Source organism: Pedobacter africanus, from assembly GCF_900176535.1.
GTDB lineage: Bacteria > Bacteroidota > Bacteroidia > Sphingobacteriales > Sphingobacteriaceae > Pedobacter > Pedobacter africanus.
On the sequence record NZ_FWXT01000004.1, the window covers coordinates 480,249 to 499,762 of the forward strand.

13 protein-coding genes are annotated in these 19,514 nt (G+C 43.8%); 4 read left to right on the plus strand and 9 right to left on the minus strand.

All coding sequences use genetic code 11. The features are described from left to right. The first annotated feature begins 38 nt into the window (after positions 1–38). Positions 39–1,283: a M16 family metallopeptidase gene (locus B9A91_RS21865; RefSeq protein ID WP_084241188.1), complete on the plus strand. Its 1,245-nt coding sequence runs from the start codon at positions 39–41 to the stop codon at positions 1,281–1,283. Beyond that, entirely contained in the window at positions 1,276–2,550 is a 1,275-nt protein-coding gene (locus tag B9A91_RS21870; RefSeq protein ID WP_084241189.1) for a M16 family metallopeptidase, read from the plus strand. Before B9A91_RS21865 ends, B9A91_RS21870 begins: the two co-directional genes overlap by 8 nt. Positions 2,551–2,562: 12 nt before the next feature. Here the strand turns inward: B9A91_RS21870 and B9A91_RS21875 are convergent, their stop codons facing one another. Genes B9A91_RS21875 through B9A91_RS21885 form a run of 3 tightly spaced genes read right to left on the minus strand, consistent with a single transcriptional unit; the run spans position 2,563 to position 8,359 of the window. Then, complete coding sequence (locus tag B9A91_RS21875) at positions 2,563–4,458, minus strand: DUF3857 domain-containing protein (RefSeq protein ID WP_084241190.1); 1,896 nt, start codon at positions 4,456–4,458, stop codon at positions 2,563–2,565. A 3-nt stretch (positions 4,459–4,461) separates the two neighbouring features. Then, a complete protein-coding gene (locus B9A91_RS21880; protein WP_084241191.1) occupies positions 4,462–6,465 on the minus strand; it encodes a DUF3857 domain-containing protein in 2,004 nt (667 codons plus the stop codon). Between the two features lie 58 nt (positions 6,466–6,523). Next, positions 6,524–8,359, minus strand: coding sequence for an outer membrane protein assembly factor BamB family protein (locus B9A91_RS21885; protein WP_084241192.1), 1,836 nt, complete (start codon positions 8,357–8,359; stop codon positions 6,524–6,526). A gap of 160 nt (positions 8,360–8,519) precedes the next feature. On the opposite strand from B9A91_RS21885, the gene guaB reads away from it, so the two are divergent. Further along, positions 8,520–9,989, plus strand: coding sequence for an IMP dehydrogenase (gene guaB, locus B9A91_RS21890; RefSeq protein ID WP_084241235.1), 1,470 nt, complete (start codon positions 8,520–8,522; stop codon positions 9,987–9,989). Between the two features lie 47 nt (positions 9,990–10,036). On the opposite strand, the gene B9A91_RS21895 is transcribed toward guaB, so the two are convergent. The 4 genes from B9A91_RS21895 to B9A91_RS21910 all read right to left on the minus strand — a co-directional run bounded on the left by B9A91_RS21895 (position 10,037) and on the right by B9A91_RS21910 (position 16,118). Continuing rightward, positions 10,037–10,750 (minus strand): hypothetical protein, encoded by a 714-nt coding sequence (locus B9A91_RS21895; protein WP_084241193.1) that lies wholly within the window; start codon positions 10,748–10,750, stop codon positions 10,037–10,039. 19 nt (positions 10,751–10,769) lie between these two features. Continuing rightward, a complete protein-coding gene (locus B9A91_RS21900) occupies positions 10,770–12,725 on the minus strand; it encodes a sensor histidine kinase (RefSeq protein ID WP_235012641.1) in 1,956 nt (651 codons plus the stop codon). Positions 12,726–12,844: 119 nt separating this feature from the next. Then, positions 12,845–15,463: an ABC transporter permease gene (locus B9A91_RS21905; protein WP_235012642.1), complete on the minus strand. Its 2,619-nt coding sequence runs from the start codon at positions 15,461–15,463 to the stop codon at positions 12,845–12,847. Next, complete coding sequence (locus B9A91_RS21910) at positions 15,432–16,118, minus strand: ABC transporter ATP-binding protein (protein WP_084241196.1); 687 nt, start codon at positions 16,116–16,118, stop codon at positions 15,432–15,434. Before B9A91_RS21910 ends, B9A91_RS21905 begins: the two co-directional genes overlap by 32 nt. 120 nt (positions 16,119–16,238) lie before the next feature. On the opposite strand from B9A91_RS21910, the gene B9A91_RS21915 reads away from it, so the two are divergent. Beyond that, complete coding sequence (locus B9A91_RS21915; protein WP_084241197.1) at positions 16,239–16,916, plus strand: arylesterase; 678 nt, start codon at positions 16,239–16,241, stop codon at positions 16,914–16,916. A 12-nt stretch (positions 16,917–16,928) separates the two neighbouring features. Here B9A91_RS21915 and B9A91_RS21920 read toward each other — a convergent pair whose 3' ends face one another. Together B9A91_RS21920 and B9A91_RS21925 are read right to left on the minus strand one after the other, a co-directional pair. Then, positions 16,929–18,044 carry a redoxin domain-containing protein gene (locus B9A91_RS21920; RefSeq protein WP_084241198.1) on the minus strand — a complete coding sequence of 372 codons (1,116 nt, stop codon included), beginning with the start codon at positions 18,042–18,044 and terminating at the stop codon, positions 16,929–16,931. Between the two features lie 24 nt (positions 18,045–18,068). After that, positions 18,069–19,511 carry a RagB/SusD family nutrient uptake outer membrane protein gene (locus B9A91_RS21925; protein WP_159451761.1) on the minus strand — a complete coding sequence of 481 codons (1,443 nt, stop codon included), beginning with the start codon at positions 19,509–19,511 and terminating at the stop codon, positions 18,069–18,071. Between the last annotated feature and the right edge of the window lie 3 nt (positions 19,512–19,514).

A 19,514-nucleotide genomic window follows, 5' to 3' on the forward strand; every position in this document is an offset into this window, starting at 1 on the left:
CGCATAATTCCTATCTTTGGCGCAACTATTTTCAATTTATGGTAGATTTTAATCGTTTTACACTAAGTAATGGCTTACGTGTGCTGGTACATGAAGATGATACTACACCGATGGCAGTGCTGAATATTTTATATGATGTTGGTGCAAGGGACGAAGAAGAGGGAAAAACTGGTTTTGCTCATTTGTTTGAGCACCTTATGTTTGGAGGCTCGGTAAACATACCCAGCTACGATGAACCCTTACAACGGGTGGGGGGCGAAAACAATGCCTTCACCAGTAACGACATTACCAATTACTACATCACCCTCCCGGCGGTTAACCTTGAAACTGCTTTTTGGCTGGAGAGTGACCGGATGCTGAGCCTTGCTTTTTCAGAGAAAAGCCTGGAAACGCAGCGAAATGTGGTTTGCGAAGAATTTAAACAACGCTACCTGAACCAGCCTTATGGCGATGTATGGCTAAAACTAAGACCATTGGCCTATACCACACACCCTTACCGCTGGGCAACCATTGGTCAGGACCTGAAGCAAATTGAGGATGCAAAAATGGAGGATGTAAAAGCATTTTTCAAAAAGCATTATAACCCTCAAAATGCCATCATGGTTGTAGGTGGAAACGTAAAAACAGAAGAGATAAAAGTTTTGGCAGAAAAATGGTTTGCACCAATTCCGGCTGGCGAAAAATACCTGAGGAAGCTGCCGAAGGAGCCTCTGCAAACAGTGGAGAGAAAGGAAACAGCAACCGCTGATGTGCCTTTAAATGCCATTTATATGGCTTTTAAAATGCCAGCCCGGGTCGATAGCGATTATCAGGTATACGATCTGATGTCGGACGTATTGTCGCAGGGGCAGTCATCCAGGTTGTACAACAGCCTGCTCAAAGAGCAGCAATTATTCAGTGATATTCATGCCTACATCACCAGCAGTATAGACGAAGGGCTCTTCATTATTGAAGGTAAACTTGTAGAAGGTGTAAGTATAGAAAGGGCAGAAGCAGCTATCTGGACAGAACTGGATAAGCTTAGGGCAGAGCCGGTTGCCGAAACGGAAATCACTAAAGTGAAAAACAAATCAGAATCTATAATGGTATTTGCCGAAATGAACCTTTTGGATAAAGCCATGAACCTGGCTTATTATGAATTGCTGGGGGATGCCGGGGGACTGAATACCGAGATCGATAAATACCTTGCTGTTAGTCCGGAACGTATTCAGCAAGCTGCCAAAACTACTTTTGTGAAAGCACAATGTTCAACTTTATATTATTTAACCGCCAACAATGCTTAACCGTACACTAGCCCCGGAATCTAAACAGGTAGAGGACATCAGTTTCATCGAACCTTTAAAACAAATACTGGACAATGGTATACCGGTTTTTACCATCAATGCCGGTAAACAGGAGCTTGTGCGCATAGAATTTATATTCGAAAACGTCAACTGGGATGCCACAAAACCATTGCAGGCCATCGGTGTCAGTCACCTGGTCAATAATGGAACAGCCTTGTTAAGTGCCAGGGAAATTGCAGATAAAGTAGATTATTACGGCGCTTTTTTGCAGACCGAATATGGTGCCGATCAAACCTGTGTAAAACTATACACCCTGAACAAACACCTGGTTTCCGTATTGCCCATCATCAGGTCAGTTCTTAACGAAAGCATTTTCCCTGAGCAGGAACTGGCTATTTTTGTTCAGAACCAAAAGCAATCCTTACAGGTAAACCTGCAAAAGAATGATTTTCTGGCCCGTAAGCATTTTGCGAACACGCTTTTTGGAGAAACACCATATGGCTCTAATATCGGTGCTGCCGATTATGATGCATTGACAAGGGCTGAACTGATCAGTTATTTTAAGGCCGCTTACAAGCCAGAAAACTGTACAATTTTTGTAGCAGGTAAGTTTGAACAGAAAGAATTCGATATCCTAAATAGTATAATCGGGAAAGACTGGGACAATACAGAAATTTCTGTCATTAATAAATTCAGCTTTGCTGCGGTACCGGGCGGAGATGTTCTTATCGAGAGAACAGAGGCCATTCAATCGGCCATCAGAATGGGCGCATTGGCGATTAACAGGAACCACCCTGATTTTCCGGGATTCCAGGTGCTGAACTGCGTACTTGGTGGTTATTTCGGATCGAGGTTAATGGCCAATATCCGGGAAGATAAGGGCTATACCTATGGTATCGGTTCTGCGGTAGCATCTTTGAAAAATGCCGGATACTTTTTTATAGCCACAGAAGTTGGTGCTGATGTTTGCAATAGTGCCCTTAATGAGATCGAAAATGAGATCAGCCTGCTTAAAACTGAACTGGTGGCAGATGAGGAGCTTGCTCTGGTACGTAATTACATGCTGGGCGCCATGTTGGGTAGCCTGGAGAATGCATTCTCACATGCCGATAAATTTAAAAATGTATACTTCTCAGGACTGGATTACAGTTACTACGAAAACTATATCGAGACGGTGAAGACCATTACCGCTCCCGAGCTGAAAGCACTGGCCAATAAATACCTCAATACCGACACCTTTACCAGGGTAGTGGTAGGAAAAAAATAAAGCCTATCCTGGCTATTCTACTTTAGCCAGGATACCTTTTTGTTTATCTGCCTGAAACATTTTCTTAGAAAATGCCACATAATCATTGTACTTCTCAGGGGGATATTCCCTGCTGATCATTGTTTTTGTGCGCGTGTAAACCACTGTGTTGTCCTTTAAGGTCACTTTAGCTGTATACTTTCCAAATTCTGATTCTATCAGGATGTCCTTAGGCATAAACTCTACCTTATATCCTTTGGGAAGGGTATAAATAATTTCATCTTCATCACAGTAACCGTACGCAATGTTAAAAGATGTTTTACGGTTTTCCAGCGCAGTAAGGCTTGATTCCTGTCTATTGAGCAGGTTAAGCGTAACAAAAAGTTTGTCGCCCCCATTAGCCAGCAGCTGAGTGCTTTTAAGGTTTATTTTTTCATTCAATACAGGCGACTTTTTGTCTGGCTGGGTATAACTGAGGGTATTGATCTGCATGTTCGGGATACTCAACGTGTTCATTATCCTTTTTCGCTGTAATGAGGGATCAGCAAACAACATGGCCATATTGTCTTCATACTGGGCATTCCCATACCGGGTCTCAATGCTGATATCAGCGGAACCTTCCTCATCAAAATTTACTTTTGTATTTCTTTTCTGATAATTACTGGCAGGTTCATACGTAGGGGTCTGAACCAGTTTCCCTCCTTTTTCTGTAACCAGCAATACCGTTCTGTTCGAGTTGCCATTGCCAATAAACCCGATGGGGGTTCGTTGACTGGTACATTCCAGCCAGATGGTGTCTTTTTCAAGTGGTACACATAAAATCATATGGTTGGCCTGGCCCATACTTGCAAAGCTTTTGTTTAATGAGGGCATATCATTTCCTATAACAACCAGGTTCGATTTTATACCCGCTACTTCAAGCAGCGCTTTCATAAAGTTGGAAAGACCCTTACAGTCACTGTAGTTTACTGCATATACTTTCTCTGCTGCTATAGGCTTGTACCCACCAATCCCCAGCTGTACACCTACATACCTGGTATTGGATTGCAGGTAATTGTAAAGGATCCCAATTTTCTCCTGATCTGTTTTTGCATCTTTAACAAGGGCTAGTATTTTTGTCTTTGCCGTCTCGGGAAGTACCTGCAAACCATTGCTTAAGCCATACATCCAGTTGCCAAAATTTGTCCAGTCTTCAATGTTGGCTTTCGAGTTGTCGTATTCAAACTGGTTGGGTGCAACATTTACCCAGGGCATTACATTTTTTAAACCTGTGCTCATGGGTTCAAATTCCAATGCCGGTACATTTCTGCATCCCCATTTGTACTCCATCTTATCTTTTACCTTCAGGGAATCCGTTTTTACATTCTTGTGTTTAAGGTATTTGAAGGTCATGCCCTCAGGAATCCGGAAAATGAAATCTGATTTCTCTATTGCATATCCCCAGGACCTTGCAGGATACCATGTTGGATAAGAGCGAATGCCCCTGTAATCCACAACATAGCTGTATTCAATGGTATAGGGATAACCGGTATGTAAAAACTCCAGGAATTTAACCCGGTCGTCCTGATATAAGGTACCTTCCGGTACAGCGCTTTTGTCTTTAAAATCAGCACTTTTATACTCCTTTATCTTAATCCCCTTGTCATTATAAAGACATGCCTTTAAATTGGATATGCTGGAAAAATTATCATAGAACTCGTACATATTTGAAGCCTTTTCCCCATTTTGATTCAAAATGGTAACCGCAGTTTTGTAGGTTAATGTTGCACTTGAAGGACTTTTAACCTCATAAATCTGTTCTTCATCTCTGATCACCACCGATGCATCTTTAGTCAGTTCTGCAGGTATCCTGCTTATATCATAGTTGCCCTGGGCATGCACTTTTGCCATGCCCAGCAAAGCTGTAATAAAAAATAAATGCCGCTTCATCGTTTAACTTTTCTTAAATACAATCTGCTCAGCCTGCTTCCTTACTACATTTTTAAAAAGTTCTTTCAGGTCCTGATATTCCTCAGGAGTAAAGAAGGATTTTCTAACTTGTATTTTGCTGGTGATCATCAGTTTATTTTGGTCTATGGCAAACAGGAATGTAAATGATGCCTTATCTTCAGGTAATACTATTTTTTCATTTTTTGGTGTTTTATCCAATTGGTATCCTTCAGGAAAATCTATGGTAATACGGTAATTTTCTTCTGTAGGATAGGCAAAGTCGACCGGAAACACCCTTTCCTCCTGCCGAAAAGGGTTCTCCTTTGTTCTTTCAAACAAAAGAGGGGCAAAGTAAGCCAGGTTCCCTGCTTCCTCAATATTGTCCTCAATCAGTACATCCATAGTCTCCACCAGGGGTTCGGCAGGATCGTTCAGGTTATCTATCTTATAGTTTTTTACGCCTAAGCCTGTTTTTCCGGTTTTATAATCTTTTAGATAATCCAACTCATTGGCAGCAGAACGGTATTTATCCCTAAGGTTTAAAGCTTCATAACCTGTTGAGGATAAGTAGAGCTTGCCGTTAAATTTGTTTTCTTTGTCTAACGTCAGCATCATGGAAATGCTCCTTCTGCTCGGATGAGTTGTTTCCAGCGAAATCCATTCCGCGTTCTCATTGGCCAGATCTATCTTCAAACCTTCGTGGTTTAAATTCTGGTAAGCAATGAGGTTAGGCGCGTGGTCTTTATCGGTAGCGTCTAGAAGGATGGTCTTATCACCAATCACCGCCTGAACAAGGACATTGTTAAAATCCGTTAGCATAGGAAAGCCCGGGTGCGCGCCGTTCTCCCTTGTGCTCAATAACACCGGCGAAGCGGTAATATTTGCCTCGGTTAAAAGCGTCAGTAAGCAAAGGTTGATGTCGGCTGAATTTCCTGCTTTCTTTTCAAATACGGCTTTGGGATTGGTTTCTGATGTGTAAAAATAATGCTCCTTATTCCATTTGATATTGTTCTTTACATAATTAAATATGAGTTGCGTTACGTTATCAGGATTGGTTTCACTTTTTATGATGTCTTTTAAAAGGCTTTTGCTATAGCTCCTTCGGTTGATAAAGGCCCCAAAATTTTCCTCTCCTTTCAGACCCTTTACAATTTGAGGCCATGAGGAAGTGATTTCTTTGTAAACCTGTCCCGGAACAGTTACTGAACTCAGCTCAAAGCCTATTTTGCTCAAGTAGTCGTCCATCGTGGTAATGAAGCTCTCTTTTTTCAGGGCTGGTACGTTTTCTGCCCGGTAAACTTGTTTTGAACAGGCCGCGGTAAGGGATTGCTGTCCAAGTATGAAGGTCTTGTTAACCATTTCCTGTTTAGGGTTCAAAAATACGTAGCCGCCAGTTCGAGGTTTGTATTTGTAGTATTCCGGTATGGTGATCTCGTATTCAGAATATAGTGTAGGGATCTCTCTTTGAAAGTACCAGGGCTTAAGTGTAAATATAAAATCAGAAGTCATCTTGTATTTATATTCCACAATAGAGCCTTCCTTTACGTTAGGCAATGCAAATTTTTTAACCGTATAATTTTTATCCTGTTTTTCTGAGAATTTTGCGTCCTTGTTTAGCTTACTGGTAACAATTTTGCCATCTTCCAGGTTATAAGTGGCCGCATCCATGTAATCCAGCTTAGTCTCATCGGAGTTTCTTCTGTAGAATGAAAGTTCCAGATTTGCATAGTCATAACCGGCCTTACCGATGATCTTGTAGCGGATATGCCTTTCAAAAACGTAAACAAAATCGCCTGTTTTAGGGCTGACATCAAAATAACCCTTTCCTACATCAAATAAAGTTATGGCCGCAGCAGCAGAATCTGCACCACTGCCCTTCGTGTCAAATTCACTAAGTTCTATTTTTCCATATTTAAATGTTTTTGGTTTGCTAACCACCGTTAGCTGTGCATAGGAGAAAGATGCCAGTAAAAACAGGCATAGCACCAGGGCGTTTTTCTTGTTCATGTTAGCGATAATTTGTTTGCACAATTATAACATATATCATGAGAAGAAAAAAAATTATTTATTTAATTTTCAGCAAACTAACTACACCATCCATGGTAGCCACCAAAACAGTGTTTTTGTCAATTACATTTACCGTGTTCACCATCGAGTTGTCTATTTTATGCGCCCATACTATTTTGCGTAAGGTGGGGTCAAAGGCATACACTACACCGTTTCGCGTGCCGAAAAATACCTGCTTATCTTTGGCTATCAGCATTGAAGGTACGTGTTCATAACCAAAACCCAGGTTTAAGCGCCAGGAAATTCCCGGATCGGTTGCCTGTGTCCTATAGGCTACCACTTCATCGTTCATGGTTTTTCCAAAAATCATGCTCCCATCTTCTGCTATCCCCGCAGATTCACGTACCGTTGCTTCCTTATTTCTCCAAAGTGTAGTTCCACTATTGGCATCCACTGCAGTAAGCACCCGGTCGGGTGCCACAAAATAAACAATATCATGGTGTGCCATAGGGGTACACATGGCTGGCGAGAACATGCGGTTTGCGCTCCCATTATTCCATTTCCACAGCAAAGAACCGTTGCTTTGGTCCAGTGCGTACAAATGCCTGCCCCAGGAACCGAAAAAGACCTTGCCTTTGTACAGTAGTGGTTTTCCGACTATAGTGCCTTCCACTCCGTTAAATGCCCAGAGCTGTTTACCCGTTTGTACGTTTATCGCCCTGAAATTATTGTCGCTTCCGCCAATGTAAACAATACCGTTTTCAATAACCGGACTTCCCAATACTGAAGCTTTGGTTTCAAACTTCCAGATCTGTTTACCGCTGCCCGTATTTAAGGCATAAATAAAGCCATCTCCAGAACCGAGCACTACCGTATTGCCGCTTATTGCCGGAGAAGAATAGATGGCCCCCTGGGTTTTATGAACCCATTTCCGATTGCCATTTTTAATGGACAATGCCTCTATTTCGCCAATATGGTTGCCAAATATAACGAGGTCTTTTGTTGCCGCAGGTGTGGATATGACGTTAGCTGTAGCATGGTAATTCCAGGCCTGTTTTACCTGCGGATAGATACTGTTGATCTGGTAAGATGGCCGCTCAGTTTTCGCTGTGCTGCCTGCAGTAAATTTACCCAATGCAATTTTTCTCCATGGCCTTTCCAATTCCATTCCAGGTTTTTTAACCGCAAATAAAACCGAATCACTGCGCATAGTTACCATGTTGTAACCGCCGATGCTGTCTTTAGCCCTCAAATTGGAACGACCCATAGTGCCAGGTACACCCTCAAAATTCAGGGCCTGGTTGGCATGGCCATGTCCGCATATGGCATATTGTATATTGTATTTTTTTATCCTGTTTGTGGCTTCATACCAGTTATCCAGACTATTATCGACAGGGTAGTGATTAATGAACACCACCGGCATGGTTGCAGGGGTATTCTTTAAAACCTTATCCAGCCAAACAACCGCATCTCTCGGAATATGGCCGTCAGACATCCTTACATAAGGCCCGGATGCACAAGCTATAAAGCGATAACCTTTATGGTCTAAAGTAAATTTATCGCTTCCAAATTCCTTGATGAAATCTACCCCTCCCGATTCAGACCACCCGGTATCGTGATTGCCCGGGATCACATGAAAGGGGATTTTGAGGGAGGCCAGTATAGATTTCGCCAGCTTAATTTCAAGCCTCGTGCCCATTTCTGTTACATCGCCGGTAACCAGTACAAAATCCAGGTCTGTTTGTTTATTGATGTCGTCCACGGTTCTTCTCAGGTCTTCCTCACCCGTTGCCGTACCCACATGTGTATCGGTTACAAAAGCATATTTAAAAGTCTGGGCACTTGTGTTTAAAAAGCAGAAAGTCAGTAAAATGAAAAAAAAGCTGTATTTCATGGTCTGTTACATTTGTGAGGGCTCAATTTACGTTTTTTTTGCCAATCGTTAGCTGAGTGTAATGTTTTACTTTCAGTATGCTTTATTTCCAATACTATTGCACATTTTCAATAATAATCGTACTTTTGCCCGGCAAATAGTAACTCTTAAATTATTTGCTATGCAACTCGATCCCAATAAATTTATTGCCGAAGGTCTTACATACGATGACGTATTATTAGTACCCGCTTATTCCGAAGTTCTGCCACGTGATGTGGATACCGGAAGTTTCTTAACCAAAAAAATACGTCTGAATGTTCCTATCGTTTCTGCTGCAATGGATACGGTAACTGAAGCCGGTCTGGCTATTGCTATTGCTCAGGCTGGCGGTATCGGCATGCTGCATAAAAACATGAGCATAGAGCGTCAGGCAGAAGAAGTCAGGAAAGTGAAGCGTTCGGAAAGCGGAATGATCCAGGATCCGGTTACGCTGAGCGAAAATGCCAGGGTTGCCGATGCTTTCCAGATCATGAAAGATTTTAAGATCGGTGGTATTCCGGTTATTGACAACGAAAATAAACTGGTAGGTATCATTACCAATCGGGACCTGCGTTTCCAGAAAGACATGCAACGCAAGGTATCGGAAGTAATGACCCGCGAAAACCTGATCACTGCTCCTGAAGGAACGACCCTTTTACAGGCAGAAGAAATTCTGCAGGATTATAAAATTGAAAAACTCCCTGTAGTGGACAAGGAAGGTCACCTGGCCGGACTGATTACTTTCAAGGATATCCAGAAATATAAAAACTACCCTAAAGCCTGTAAAGATGAGCGCGGACGCTTGCGTGTTGGAGCTGCTGTAGGTGTTGCTGCTGATAACATCGACCGTGTTGCTGCGTTGGTACAGGCAGGAGTAGACGTAGTTACGGTTGATACGGCGCATGGCCATTCCAAAGGGGTTATTGATATGGTAAAAGCCATCAAACAAAGATGGCCGGATTTACAGGTCATTGCGGGAAACATCGCTACAGCAGAAGCAGCCATTGCTTTGGCCGCAGCTGGTGCTGATGCCGTTAAAGTAGGTATCGGTCCGGGGTCTATCTGCACTACCCGCATCATTGCCGGAGTAGGGGTACCCCAACTGTATGCTGTTTTTGAATGTGCACAGGCGCTTATCGGAACCGGGATTCCCGTAATTGCAGATGGAGGGATCAAACAAACGGGAGATATTGTTAAGGCTATTGCCGCCGGTGCAAACGCAATCATGGCAGGCTCACTGTTTGCTGGCGTGGAGGAATCACCGGGTGAAACCATCATTTATGAAGGACGTAAGTTCAAATCTTACCGTGGTATGGGCTCTGTAGAGGCCATGCAGCAAGGTTCTAAAGACCGTTATTTTCAAGATGAGACCGATGTAGTGACCAAATTGGTGCCGGAAGGCATTGTAGGGCGTGTGCCTTATAAAGGAACACTTGCCGAGGTTATTTATCAATATGTTGGCGGTTTAAGGGCGGGTATGCACTATTGTGGTGCAGCTACAATCGACGACCTTCAGAAAGCCAAATTTGTACGAATTACCGCTGCAGGTATGAGAGAAAGTCACCCGCACGATATTTCCATCACCAAAGAGGCACCAAATTATTCAAGATAATTTAAGTGATGATATGGAATTCCCTGCTGAAAAGCGGGGAATTTTTTTTACAAAAACTCGTCCGGACTGATCTGCCAGGTCCATGGTTTTTTAAAGCTGGTAAATGTACGGAGGTTCTTCAGGGGTAAAGGCTGTTCAAAAGTCTCATTTGCTGATGCTTTATTATCAATAGTGCCACTGGTAACGGTACGTTTCTTATTCACAAAATCGTATTGCTTGTCATTCATTTCACCTGAACCTGTATGCCAGGTATAGTTGTTCGCTTTCGTCAGCCGCCATTCCTTATCCTGATATTTAAAGGTATAAAATAGTTTCCAGCGCCAGTTGCCCCCGCCTTCAAAACTCAATGAAAGCGCATTGGAATCAATACTTAAAGGCCTTATGGGATCGCCCATGCCGCCACCTTCCTCTGACCGTAAGATGAAATTGTTATTTTGCGTAACCAGTTTGTAAGCTCCAGAGGCTGAGCGTCTGAAATATATGGCCAGTATTCTGGGTTTTTGCACCTCAGTAATGATTTCCGTTTCATTGTCGCCATAAGCACGATTTTCTTTAACAGGCCTGTAAAATTCCATCACAAGGACCAGGTCGCTGATGTTGTCATTGTTCAGATCGCCCTTTACGCTGTCTATTACTTTCCAGGTTGGCGGTACAAGCGAAGCAATGGTTTTTCCTTGTTCCGGAACCGTGGGGAATTTAAAGGTTTGTGCATATAATGCCGTATGGCAAAGTAAAAGAAAGCCAATCAGTTTAATTCTCATATCAAATGGAAAACGAAAGTTATAGCGAAATAGTGTCGGCAACACCTGGTTTGGGCAACTGAAAGCAAAATGAAACTGACCTGCCGCTTATATTTACTTTTAATTCGCTGCCGTTCCCTTTCAGGTATTCACGGCAAAGGTGCAGGCCCAGTCCGATTCCTTTTTCGTGCCCGGTACCGGAAGTGGCCTCAAATGCGCTAGTGTTGGTAATGCTCTCTATATTCAGCTCATTCGAATTTGAAGTTGTATTGTTTACGCAGACTTCTATACTGGTTTTATTTTTCGTCAAGCTGATGCCAATGCTGTGCGAGGGCGGGGTAAACTTTATGGCATTGTCAATCAGGTTCCGCAATACCAGTTGGATCTGGTTTTCATCGGCATATACCAGTGGATGTTGCGGGGCCTGAAGGTTAACGGCAATTCCTTTAGCTTGTATAAGTGGTGAGTATACCAGGACCAGATCTTCTGCCATGAGTTTCAGGTCAAACACCGTGGGTTGGTTTTTTAGGCCCTCCATCTGGCTTTTGGCCCAGTACAACAGGTTGTTCAACGTATTGTGTATGGTATCGATGTTTTTTTTATTCTCATTCAGCAACATTTTTAACTCATCCAGACTAAGCAAGTCCATGTCTTTTAAGGAGAAAATGCTGACCAGGCTGGCGAAGGGACTTCTCAGATCATGCGCAATGATAGAAAACAACTTATTTTTTACCGCATTGGAGGCTTCAAGCTGTACAATACTCTCACTAAGCTTAAGCGTGCGGTCTTCCACTAGTTTTTCCAGCCGCTGGTTCTGTGTCTGCACCAGTAAAAGATTCTCATCTCGTACCAGCTGCTCATTGCGGATAATGGTGCGGTAACGATCGCCCAACGCAAAAGCAAGCAGTAAAAGCTCTATGGTAGAGCCTATGGGTACCAGCTGAAAACTAAAATCCCGGAAAGGTAAAATCCCTTCCATACTGATCACGGCAAGGATGATGGTAAATGCAATAAATGTCCAGGCCAGGATGAAATATTTTGCAGGTGCATGCCCTTTTCGGTAGGCCAAAATACCGTATGTCCATAAAATGATGGCCGAACTTATGGAAAGAAATTGCGCTAGGATGGCCGATATACTTTTAAGACCGGCAGCGCTGGTCAGCAGCATAACGATACTAAGCCCGATCAGTGCTTTACATACTTTGCTGAACGAAGGAAACAAGGTGTGCAGGTTCAGGAACTTGCTGGAAAACAGGATGCCCGAAATGATGGATATACTCAGAAAAAGATGGGGATAAAGGTTCAGCATGATCCTGAACTGATCGCCCAGCAAATAGCTGTAACCCCTTAAATACCCCACCACGTATACGGCCAGGGAAATCACATAAATGCTGTAATAAAGATAAGTCCGGTCTCCTATGCTGAAAAAAAGGAAGATATTAAAGACAAACAGTGTAAGCAATATACCAATATAAATAGATTGCATGCTGTTTTTTACAGATAAACCAGGTACAAAATTTTCGGAAGTGGCCATTTTTATGGGCAGGAGCAAAATATTATTGGTTTTAACCCTGAGCCAGATGGTCGAAACGCCAGGGTTTTGGCCCTGCTCGGGTAAGGGAATGATGTAGTTGTTCCTGGTAATTACTCCGGGTACCGAGGGCTGTATTGATCCTGCACTTTTATGGATCAATTGGGTATTGGTTTCAACATAGCAGTCAATATGTTCTATGTTTGGCACATCTATCACCAGGTAATCCCTGCCGGCAACGGCACTTTTGTAAGTGATCTTTACCCAAAAGGCAGATTTTGTATTTCCTAAATTGAGGACCTCGCTTTTGCTTTGTTGAAACTTTCCCCTTTTTTCCAGTACTTTAACCCCGTCAAAAGTAATCCCCGCCTCCTTATCTTCAAAATAGCTTACCTGTTTACCGATATTACCATAGGTATAGCTGCTGTCCAGCAGTATAGGCTGCGCCTTTGTATTAAAACTCAAAAGGCACAAAAGAAGGATAAAGAGGCTGAGCAGGCGCATATAGCTTTAATAAGGACTTGTGCCTAATGTAAACAAATTACAGAACAAAAGAAAGATGAACTGCAATTTTACGGGGCCGCCTAAGTATCTTTCCGGAGCACTTCAAGAGGCGGATGGTTGAGCACGCTCCGGCTGCTCCATACACCTGTAATCACTACCAGCGAAACGATGGTGATAAAGAATGTCGCTATTGGCCATAGGGAAGGTGTGAAGCTGCTTGCAAAACTAAACCTGGCCAATGCCCAGCTTCCGCCCAGTGCAAGGATCATCCCTGCAGCAGCGGCAACAGCACCCAGAAACAGGTATTCCAGGGCTGTGATGAGCAGGATTTGCTTGCGGCTGGCACCCAGGGTTCTGAGCAATATGCTTTCGCGAATGCGTTGTCCCTTACTGGTCAGCACGGCCGAAAGTAGTACAACCCAGCCCGTAGCCATACTGAAAATAGCCATGAAACGGATTACAAAGCCGATCTTGGACAGCAATTCATCCAGTATTTCCAGTACCAGCTCAAGGTCTATGACCGATACATTTGGAAAACTCCGCACTACAGCTGTCTGAAACGCTGCAGATGCCTTACCAGAAGGTACACGTGTCGTTAGTACATAGAATTTGGGCGCATCTTCCAGCACGCCAGCGGGAAAAACTACCCTGAAGTTGGTCTGCATCCGGCTCCAGTTTACCTCCCGCAAACTACCTACTACAGTAGGAACCAGTATGCCCTGCACATTGAATACGATCTTGTCGCCCACATTTACATGAATTCTTCTGGCATAGCTTTCTTCCAGGGATACGTATACGATCTGGTCTGCCGCAACTTTTCCACTCCATTTACCAGCTGTAATCTTTTCGGCCAAAGTAAGGGTATCCTGCCAGGTTACCCTCAGCTCCCCTTTAAAAGCCCGTTGCGAGGGTTCCTGCTGTCTGCCACTCTTGGCTTGCCGGTTATCTACACTATCAGCTTTAGCCAGTTCATTAGCTGTTTTGCCATTGATTTCTTCAATACGTACCGTTACAATGGGTACCTGGCTCATTACCGGCAGTTTTTGTGATTTTACCAGTGCAGCCATTGCCTCTTTTTGTTCACTTTGTATATCGAAGAGCAACATATTGGCCTGTTTTGAACCCGAAGATAAGGTAACCCGGTTCATGAGTATGCCCTGTACGAAGAACAACGTACAGATAAAGGTGGTAGACAGGCCAATAGATACGGTAAGTATCAGCGTTTGGTTGTTCGGACGGTACAAATTGGCAAAGCCTTGTCGCCATAAATAACTGGCAGAACCAGGCAGCAGCCTGCGCACCAGCCACATCAATAATTTTGAAAGTGCAAAAAGTAAGGCAAAGGCAATCAAAATTCCCCCGGCAAATACAAGGGCCTGCATCCAGCTGCTCATCTGCATCCAGGTAAAACCAAATACAAAAAGCAGGAGGAGGAGGTATACCAGCCATTTCAGCGGGTCGAAAGGTTTTCCTGCTTTTTCAAAGGAAAGGCGCAGGGCACTTAGTGGCGAAATATGCCTTACTGTGAGTAAAGATGGGAGGGCAAACAACACAGAAATGATGAGGCCCAGCAAAATGCCTTGCCCGATAGCCCACCAGGATACCTGCATGGTAATTTCAACCGGGATAAAATCCTTCAATACCATGGGCAGCAAAAACTGGATAAGTGTGCCCAGCAATGAACCTACAACAGCCCCAACGAAACCAATAGCCACAATCTGGATCAGGTAAATAAGGAAAGCCTCGGTAGACTTTACCCCCAGGCAACGCAGGGTCGCTATTGAACCCAGCTTTTCCCTGATGTAGACATGCACTGCACTGCCCACACCAATACAGCCCAGTAGTAGTGCAATAAATCCGGAGAGGGCCAGGAAGCGGTTTACATCTTTAAACGATCTTCCAGTATCTTCTTTTTTGGAAGCTACTGTCTCCGTGTCCAGGTTCTCCTTTTCGAGCAGGGGCTGCAGTTGTGTGATGCTCTTTTCCACTGCAGATGCACTGCTGTACCTGAAATAGTATTTGTACTGGATGCGGCTGCCTTTTCGGGTAAGACCTGTTTGCTCCAGGTATTGAAGAGGAATATAAACAATAGGGCTAATGGCAGAAGAAATCCCTGTTTGTCCGGGCGCTTTGTCTATTGCCCCTTCAACTGAAAAGGACAACTCACCTATTTTGATGGAATCACCTTTTTTTACATTGAACTGCAGCATTAGGGTTTTATCTACCAATGCTCTTTTTGGGCCTTGCCTGAAACTTTGCGCTGCATTTGCCGGGGTAGTTTCAATTTTACCGTAAAAGGGATAGTTGCCCTGTAGCGCCCTGATCTGTACCAGCCTGCTAACCTGGCTTTTTGTAAAATAGACCATAGAAACAAAGCTCCTTTCGGTTGCCCGGTCCATACCCAGTGTATCCAGCAGGGCCATAGTCTTTTTGCCAGGCAGTTTGCGGCCCTCAATGATCAGATCTGCACCCGTAAGTAGTTTAGCCTGATTGTCTATATCCCGCTGTAAATTTTCCCTGAAAGAATAAACGGCAACCAATGCTGCAATGCCCAGCACAATAGATGAAATGAAAAGGAAGAGCCGGGATGTGTTGCGCCGGCTGTCCCTCCAGGCCATTTTAAATAGCCATCCACTGGCTACAGGGCGATTTATTGGAGATGGATTTTCAGGCATGCTGGTCTGATTGAATGAGTCCACTTTTTAACCTGATGATGCGACTGGTACGCGAAGCCAGTTCCAGATCGTGTGTTACAATGACCAGTGTGGTACCTGCCTCTTGGTTCAGGCCGAACATCAGTTTCTCAATCTTCTCGCTGGTTTCCCCGTCCAAATTGCCGGTAGGTTCATCGGCAAAAAGTATGGCTGGTCGGTTGGAAAAGGCCCTCGCAAGGGATACCCTTTGTTGCTCCCCGCCTGAAAGCTGTATTGGGTAGTGGTTTGCCCGCGCCGATAAGCCTACCTTATCCAATAACTCTACTGCCCTGGCACGTACATCTTTCTCTCTGCGTAATTCCATGGGTACCATTACATTTTCAAGGGCCGTAAGTGTGGGCATCAGCTGAAAATTTTGAAAAATAAAACCTACATAGCGGTTCCTTATCGTAGCTCGTTCATCTTCTGTAAGCTGGTTCAGCTTTACATTATTCAGGCTCACACTGCCTGAACTTGCCCTGTCAAGGCCGGCACATAGCCCCAGTAAAGTTGTTTTTCCACTGCCGGAAGGTCCGGTAATGGCAACGGTAGCGCCTTGCTCAACAGAAAAACTGATGTCGCTTAATACGGTAAGCGCATTGCCTGCGCTTTTGTAGGTTTTACTGACGTTCTGAATATCGAGAATGTTTTGGATGGGCATTTAAAAATGGATTTAAAGGAGTTTGCAATATTTTAAACTTAACGGCTGAATTGCTGTTAAATGTACAAGTATTCACTACTTTTAGATTTATATATCCTATATATGTTACGTATTAAATTTATGAGTTCAATAATTTTGCTGGGTATGCTCAGTGCCTGCGGAAATAGCCAGAACAGCGATAAAACTGCAGCTATAGCCAAGGCAAAACCTGCGGAGGCCGCACCGATGGCTACTGATATAAATGGTAAAATACAGAACATCCTGTTTTTTGGCACCAGCCTTACCGCAGGGTATGGTTTAGATCCTGCAGAGGCCTATCCGGCACTCATACAAAAAAAGATTGATTCTCTTGATTTGCCATATAAGGTGATTAATGGTGGTTTAAGCGGTGAAACCTCTGCAGCTGGAAAAAGCAGGATCGACTGGCTGCTGAAACAGCCTATTGCTGTTTTTGTACTGGAACTGGGCGCAAACGATGGTTTGAGGGGTTTATCGGTAACCGAAACTTCAGCAAATCTTCAGGCTGTAATTGATAAGGTGAAAGCTAAATACCCGAACGTAAAAATGGTAATGGCTGGAATGCAGATGCCGCCTAATATGGGAGAAAAGTATACTGCGGATTTTAAGGCTGTATTTAGTAATCTTGCCCAAAAGAACCAGATGGTATTTGTGCCATTCCTTCTGGAAGGGGTAGGAGGTGTTGCCAGACTTAACCAGGAAGATGGCATCCATCCCACAGCAGAGGGGCAGCAAATCCTGGCGGAAAATGTATGGAAAAAATTAAAAGCCGAGCTGTAGCCCGGCTTTTAATTATTTCGTTAAATCTGCCAGCTTTTTCAATAAGTCTTCAGCATGCAGGTTTTTGGCCAGTATGATGCCATTTGCATCCAGTAATAGATTTTGAGGCAGCGCCGTAATGCCGTACAATACAGCAACGGGATCTTTCCAACCTTTTAAACCAGATACCTGCTGCCATAATAAGCCGTCTTTTTCTATGGCGGCTTTCCATTTCCCGGGGTCGCTATCTAGCGACACACTCAATATATTCAGCTCCTTGCGGCTATAAGTATTATAGGCCTGTACAAGGTACGGGTTTTCCTTTCGGCATGGACTGCACCAGCTGGCCCAGAAATCCAGGATGGTGTATTTGCCACTGTTTAGTATAGTTCTCAGGTTTAAGGTTTTACCTTCCGGGGTCAGTGCTTCAAAATGAGGTACGCTTGCCCCGGCAACCATTTTCCCGGCTTTGGCAATTCGTTCTGCAAATATTTTTCCCTTATCGCTGTTTTTTATCCTGTCGCTTAATTTATGAAAGCTCGGATAAACCACTGCGTGATCTATTATTCCACCGGCCCGCCTGATCATCAATTCCAATGTGACATAAGAGTCTGGGTTGTCGGCCATAAATGCACTGGTTATTTCGGCTATCCGGCCGTCTAGTTTGGCTATTTTGTTCAAAAGTTCCTTTGCAGGTGGGTGTTCTATTTCCGCTTTTGGAATGCGATGGTATTTGAGCGTGTGGTTCATTTTTTGTCTTTGCAGAGGTCTTACAGGCTCCATAAGCCGGCAATAATCCGTAGCAATTTCATTGCCTCCTATTTTTGCGTTTTTCAGTGAATCGGTAGTTACAATATGGGTAAGGCCTGGTGCCAGGTAAAAATCAATATCATTCGTGGACAGCACTGTTCCAGCAATGAGGTAGGCTAAACCGGCTGCGTCCACATGGCCTTCAAATGTAAATGCGCCGTTGTGCACAAGGGTACTATCGTGCATGCTTTTTCCAAAACTTGTGTAATAAAGATGAACTTTTTCTCCGTCATGAGAAAGGTTCATTCTGCCTTTTACGGTAAAAGAATTTTGTTGTGCGGATGCAATGATGGGCATAGTGATGCACATGAAGATTGCTTTTAAATATTTTAAGGTCATATTGTGTAAGGTTTGGTGGGTACTTTAATTGTAACCCTGGTTTTGTATGAGAAAAGGATTTCTATTGATTTCATCTAACGGGATAGGAAACAGCTTAGCTTCAGGGCGCCAGTTGGGCTTGTCTTTTAACACATCATCTGCCTTTCCGGTACGTTTTAAATCCAACCAGCGGTGACCGTATTCGCTGAAGAATTCTACGAACCGCTCCTGCATAATCAATGCTAAAAGCTGGCCTTGCGTTGCCCCGGGGTTTTTATCTGCAATTAAGCTAATACCTGATCGTTTTCTGATGACATCTAGATCATTGATGGCTAGGTTGAGTTTATTTTGCATAGCTCTGGCCTCGGCCCGGATCAGGTATTGTTCGGAAAGGCGAAGAAAAACGTTGGACTCTGTTTTTGTTGTTCCTGTACCGCTGCTGATTTTGTATTTGTAGGGGTAATGGTAGGACTTGGTTATACCTGCGGTGGTAATGGTGTTCGTCCGGAGCCATTCTACTTTTCGCAGATCACCGTTTTCAAATGATTGATACAGTTTATCGGTAAGCAGGTAAGTAGGAATGGTGATTGCAGAAGAGGGAACAAAATTGTAGGCATCCCAGGTATATAAAACGTTTCCAGGTTGCTGCAATTGTAATATTACTTCTTTGCTGCTGGTCAGAAATGTTTTTTTTAGATCATTTTCCATATCGTACATGGTTTTACCGGCAACTTCTATTACAGTACCCGCCTGTTCCTCGGCATTTGCCCATTCTTCGCGATACAGGTATACCCTGGCCAGCAGCGCACAGGCTGCATATTTATTGGCACGCATGCGTTGGGTGCCCAGGTAGGCCGGGCCGAGATTATTTACCGCATATTTCAGGTCTTCCACTATAAGCTTATAAATCTCATCGGCAAAAACCCTGGGCAAATTGGCATTTACGCGATAATCCGTACCGATGGGCATAGGAACATCACCATAAAGATTAACCAGGTAAAAAAAGTGGGCTGCACGCATAAATCTAGCTTCGGCCAGAAACTGCTTTCTGGATGCTTCAGTAACTCCTTTAGATTTTTCCAGGTTTTCTATAACCGCATTTGAATTGAACACAAAATTATACAGCGTTCCCCATAGACCGAGGTTGTTAGCACTGTTTGTGGAATTTATAGTGTTGATATAGAATTCGTGATAGCTATTGCTCGTAGTGCTGAGTTCCATTTCATCCGCAGATACCCCCAGAGCTGTCTGCAGATGTATCCCATATGCATTTATGGCTGGGGTGGGCCCAAGGTAATGGCCGATCAACAAGGCATAAAGGCCCCTTACGGCCGAAGCCGCCTTGGCATCATTGTCAAAAGCTACGTCGGAGGCCATCTGGTCTATCGGGGTGGGTACCTCTACGAATTTTTTGCAGCCGGAAAAGCCAAGCCATAGGCAACTCAATAGCAGCAAGCCGGTTTGTAGGTAAGTCTTATTTAAGTTCATGGT